Origin of the sequence: Winogradskyella rapida, assembly GCF_042675845.1 — a bacterium.
In the GTDB taxonomy this organism is placed as follows: Bacteria; Bacteroidota; Bacteroidia; order Flavobacteriales; family Flavobacteriaceae; genus Winogradskyella; species Winogradskyella rapida.
In genome coordinates this window covers 1-4,461 of record NZ_JBHTKM010000056.1, presented here as the reverse complement: position 1 = coordinate 4,461, position 4,461 = coordinate 1, and the positions used below count along the sequence as shown (strand labels likewise).

4 protein-coding genes are annotated in these 4,461 nt (G+C 29.4%); all 4 read right to left on the bottom strand.

Annotation, left to right across the window (positions count from 1 at the left end; translation table 11 throughout):
- Positions 1–249: 249 nt before the first annotated feature.
- The 4 genes from ACFQ13_RS07335 to ACFQ13_RS07320 all read right to left on the bottom strand — a co-directional run bounded on the left by ACFQ13_RS07335 (position 250) and on the right by ACFQ13_RS07320 (position 3,994).
- Complete coding sequence (locus tag ACFQ13_RS07335; protein WP_386115735.1) at positions 250–1,374, bottom strand: DUF4433 domain-containing protein; 1,125 nt, start codon at positions 1,372–1,374, stop codon at positions 250–252.
- Between the two features lie 4 nt (positions 1,375–1,378).
- On the bottom strand, positions 1,379–2,014 hold the full coding sequence (locus ACFQ13_RS07330) for a hypothetical protein (RefSeq protein ID WP_386115733.1): 636 nt from the start codon (positions 2,012–2,014) through the stop codon (positions 1,379–1,381).
- Position 2,015: 1 nt separating this feature from the next.
- The gene (locus tag ACFQ13_RS07325; RefSeq protein ID WP_386115731.1) at positions 2,016–2,699 is read right to left on the bottom strand and encodes a macro domain-containing protein; all 684 of its coding nucleotides are present in this window, start codon (positions 2,697–2,699) and stop codon (positions 2,016–2,018) included.
- Positions 2,700–2,869: 170 nt separating this feature from the next.
- Positions 2,870–3,994, bottom strand: coding sequence for a hypothetical protein (locus ACFQ13_RS07320; RefSeq protein WP_386115728.1), 1,125 nt, complete (start codon positions 3,992–3,994; stop codon positions 2,870–2,872).
- Between the last annotated feature and the right edge of the window lie 467 nt (positions 3,995–4,461).

The window sequence follows — 4,461 nt, the reverse complement described above, 5'->3', positions numbered from 1 at the left end:
TGTCAAATCTTTGGGTAAATCCATATTCTGTCCAAATATTGGTAAGGCAATTAAATAAGCTAAAACTATGATTCCTTTGCGCATTTCCGACATTATTGCCAACGGTCTAGTATAAGAATAGTAGCGGATTAACAAGCTCTAACTTTTCTGTTATACACAGACCTTTTTTATATTTACTTACTTTTGTTTTAGCGATTAAACCGTTATTATTTTTATACATTGTTGTAAGCCGTTTTTCTTCCTTCATCATCAGAAATACAGGCTTTTATTTATATTTGTTTTAATTCCAAAATGATTTGGAAACATTGGTAATACTTGTTCTAAAGTTTCCTCACTATAAACGAAAATTTCATTAATATAGTAAGAAGGTATCTTTTCTTTTGCCAAAACTTCCGAACACATAATTCGTCTCCCTTCTTGAATACCAAATTCATAATTATACCAAGAACCTTTATTCAATAAATTCCAATTGAGATTGTTAAATTCGTCAATGTTTTTATAAAATTTTGTGGAACGAACAGAAGCATTACCGTCTGAAAAAGAAACATTTTCAGCTAAAAGTATATGTGGATTAACTTTTAGCAAAATCAGTTTATTTCTGTCTGTACTCTTGCACAAAGTATATAACATTGGATTTTTGTGATTAAAATACAAAGGTGTATAATCGTGAATATTTCCACCTAAATTGGGGTCAATTCTGTTTCTCCTTGCATTTACTTGTTGGTTTGAAATATCAGTACTTACAAATCCATTACTATGTGCTAAATTATGCGACAAAATTCCATGTTTTAAAATGCTGGCAACATTGTCCAAATGTGTTATATAAAAAAGACCTCCAAAAGGTATTTTAGTTAATATCTCTGTGTTAAGTTGCTGTCTTTTTGATAATATTTCCCTTTTGTCTACCGTATCAATAAATACTTTAATCTCTTCTTTTATTTTTTCAAATACTTGCTGATAATTTTCCAATTGACTGCTATTCATTGAAATAAAATAGTTGTCAATTTTCGAAAAAAGGTGTTTGTAAAATGTTATAAATCTTGATAAAACCTTGTTGTAAATGATGTCAAGCCAATTAATTTCTTCACTTTCTAATTTTAGAGTTAAATGATAATATGAATTTGCTTTTGTGTGCGGTCCTGGATTTGAAAGGTAAAGAGGTTTGTATATTTGGCTTATTTTACAAACAATATGTTTTTTGATTACTTGTTGACTAAAAATATCATTATAAAACTTTTTTAAATCATCTATTTCTCTTAAGCTGTCGTTTTGACTAATAGAGGTTAGGAAATTTTCAATAACAGCCATTTCATCCTGTAAAAGTTTAAGGATTTTTATGTAATCGTTGTCGTTATAACTGTCAATGTGATTCATAAGTTTACTCGAAATAAACAATTTTAAGTCCTCTATTCGGCATTTCCAATGTAAATTGCTCTACTTCATCAAAGTCATCATAAGTTACTGTAAATAGATAATCTGGGTCATCTCCTTTGTATTTTACACTATTTCCATTGCGTTCTAATTTGTAACTTTTTTTAGGCGAAAGAGAAGGTGCAATTCCAATAACTAATATTTCTTTATTATCGATAAAATTCAAATTTATGGTTCTCTCAACTTCACTTTCTGATACAAGCGAGTTGTTTTCATAACGCTTGTGTTTATTAGAATAAAAAATTGCAGGTTCTGTTTCTACATCGTCAATTTGAATGCCGTGATTTTTTTGAAAATAATCTCTCAAAAAATCCCACATTCCATCCCATAATACGTTTTGTTGAATACCCATTAAAGCAGACATAGATTCCTTTTGAGAGTATTGAGGAATTAATTCTTGTGCAGATTCAGTAAATATTTGAGCATACATAATTGCATTTTGTATGTCCTTATTTTTTAAAATGTTTAGACAAGCATTATTTATAACTTCAGCCTCAACATCAGCCATTGTAATTTGGCCTCTTCTATTTTGTAAATTTGTAATGGATTGTGCTAATACTTGTTTTGCAGATTCTTTATTCATATTAAAATAATTTTTTTTGAATGTTTTTTATGTCGGGACGCATTGCGTAGATGAAGCATTTTGAAATAGTAGTTTCTCCAATGCCTTTAAAAGAGGAAAGTTGCCCCATATTTTTTAAATCTTCATTTTCTAAAATGTCTATGATTTTTTTTATCTGATTACTCTTTAAGTCCGTTAATCGTTTTAGGTTATCTAAATTGTTAGATAAAAACGCAGTTTTGAAAATGTTAAACAAGTCATCTGAAGCATTCTCTTTGTAAATGTAAATTTCGATTGGAATTTCTATTCCTTTCAAGTGCTTTTGTAATAATTCAAGTGATTCATCTTTGGAAAGTCCGCCATTTTGTGCACCTAATAAAGGAAAAGCAATTGATTTTATTTTTTTCTGCTCGTAAGTTTCTTTGAATTTTAGAAGCCCTTTTTCAAGATAAATTGGTTTTGTTGGATATTTCCAATGATTTTTTGTCGGAAAGTTTAATATCCATTTGTTGCTAGATTGATAAAGGTAAAGTTTACCAATATCAAGTAATTTTTTGTCACACATTTCCTTGTAACGTTCAAACATTTCGGGATAGCGATACCTACATTCAAGTGCAATTCCTGCACCCATAATTCCGAAACAATTCACAGTATTGACTATTGTTTGACATTCGGTTGTAAATATGTTTCCTTCAATTATTTTCAATTTGTTCTACGGTTTTTCTTAAATGGCTTACAACGTGTTTGTGTATGGTTAGTTGCGTGGTTAAGCAACTAAGTTAGCAAACTTTAACGAACCTGTGAATATTCCGCAGGAATATTCGCAAGTAGGGAAGAACCTAGCAATTAATTATACACGGTGTTGTAATGCGTTTTTTATTCAAAATATTCAATTTCTCTAGTCCAAACGTATAGTTTTTCTCCATTCACAGATTTTATTTGTTTGGTCCAGTTTTTTTTACTGTCAAATTCGTATTCAAATTCAACAGTTATAGGGTTGTTTTTTTCTGTATAAATTAGTTTTATTTGATTTCCATTTTTGTCGTAAAAGTATTCATAGATGAGATTGTTGTCAGGATATTCTGGGATAACTTTTTCTTCTTTTGTTATCTGATTCTTTTCGTTATATGAGTATAGAGTAAATCGTTCAGTCTTGTTCGCTCTATTTAAAGTCATTTCTTTTATTAATAATCTGTTTTCGTATTCTTTCAAAGTTCTACCTTGAATATACGGTTTATCATTACTATAAAACTCATCTTTAAAAGAATTGGTTTCTATAATATCTCCGTGTTCATTATAAATATATTTACGATTTAATTTATCACTCCCAATACCATCTTTAAACGATACTTTTTTGTTATTTTCTCTTTTAATTTTATATGGCGAGTGACTAAAAACTTCTTTGATTTTGCCGTTAGGATAAAAAGAATATTTAGTTCCAAATGATTCTCCGTCTTCATCAAAGTCTTTAGATTGGACGAGATTATCGCTCTCATCGTAAATGAATTCTGAATAGGAATATAAATTAGGGTCATCTGACACGTAATAAATTGTAGATGCTAATTTGTTTTTTTTATTATAATTGAAGTTCCTAACTGTGTAATCTTCTTTTTCATAAGTTTCTTTTATTTGAATCAAGTTGTCATTTTTGTCATACTTGTAATTAAAGAATGAAACAGTATCACCATTTTTATAAAACCAAACTTCATAAGTTGTTTTTCCTTTTTTATTCAATTCCTTATAGTAGTTGGAATAATGTACAAAAGGCGTATTGTACCACCAATTATAAAACCTACTTTTAGTAAATTTAGGACTTGAAAAACCATGATGACCATAATCTCCTTCATCACTAAATAATTTCATGTTCTGCTGATTTTCATCAAGAAAATTGAGTTGCTCTCTAACAGATTTTACTTGTCCATAAATTGTGTCTTTTTGTTGACCATAGGAAAATGAAAACAACAATAATGATATAGCTAGAATTAGGTGAGTTCTGTTCATTAATTTTTAGGTAAATCTATTCAGTTTTTTGTTATTCCAAAATCATAAATGAGTGAAACAAGTTGTTTGGCTTGTAACACTAGTTTTTTGGTTAGGTAAATGCATTACAACGTGTTTGTGTATGGTTAGTTGCGTGGTTAGGCAACTAAGTTAGTAAACATTTACGAACCCGTGAAAATTCCGCAGGAATTTTCGCAAGTAGTGACGAACATAGCAATTAATTATACACGGTGTTAGCAGCCGGCTTTTAATTTTACACAGTTCATTAAACAACTCTAATATTGATTTTAGCGTATAACTCCTTATCAATGTCCAATTAGGTTTAAATAAGTTTTTTCACGTTCAGATCGGCCGTAAAGCTTCTTAAAATTAAAGCAGAGTAGAGTGAGTGGTTTGTTGGTGTTCTATAATGATCTTTTAAAATCTAATGTCTAATGGTTTCTATTATCCAGCGTTGTTAATCCGTG

Excerpts from the sequence above, each read along its gene's own strand:
- ACFQ13_RS07320 (WP_386115728.1), bottom strand. The coding sequence starts at position 3,994 with ATGAACAGAACTCACCTAATTCTAGCTATATCATTATTGTTGTTTTCA.
- ACFQ13_RS07335 (WP_386115735.1), bottom strand. The coding sequence starts at position 1,374 with ATGAATCACATTGACAGTTATAACGACAACGATTACATAAAAATCCTT.
- ACFQ13_RS07330 (WP_386115733.1), bottom strand. The coding sequence starts at position 2,014 with ATGAATAAAGAATCTGCAAAACAAGTATTAGCACAATCCATTACAAAT.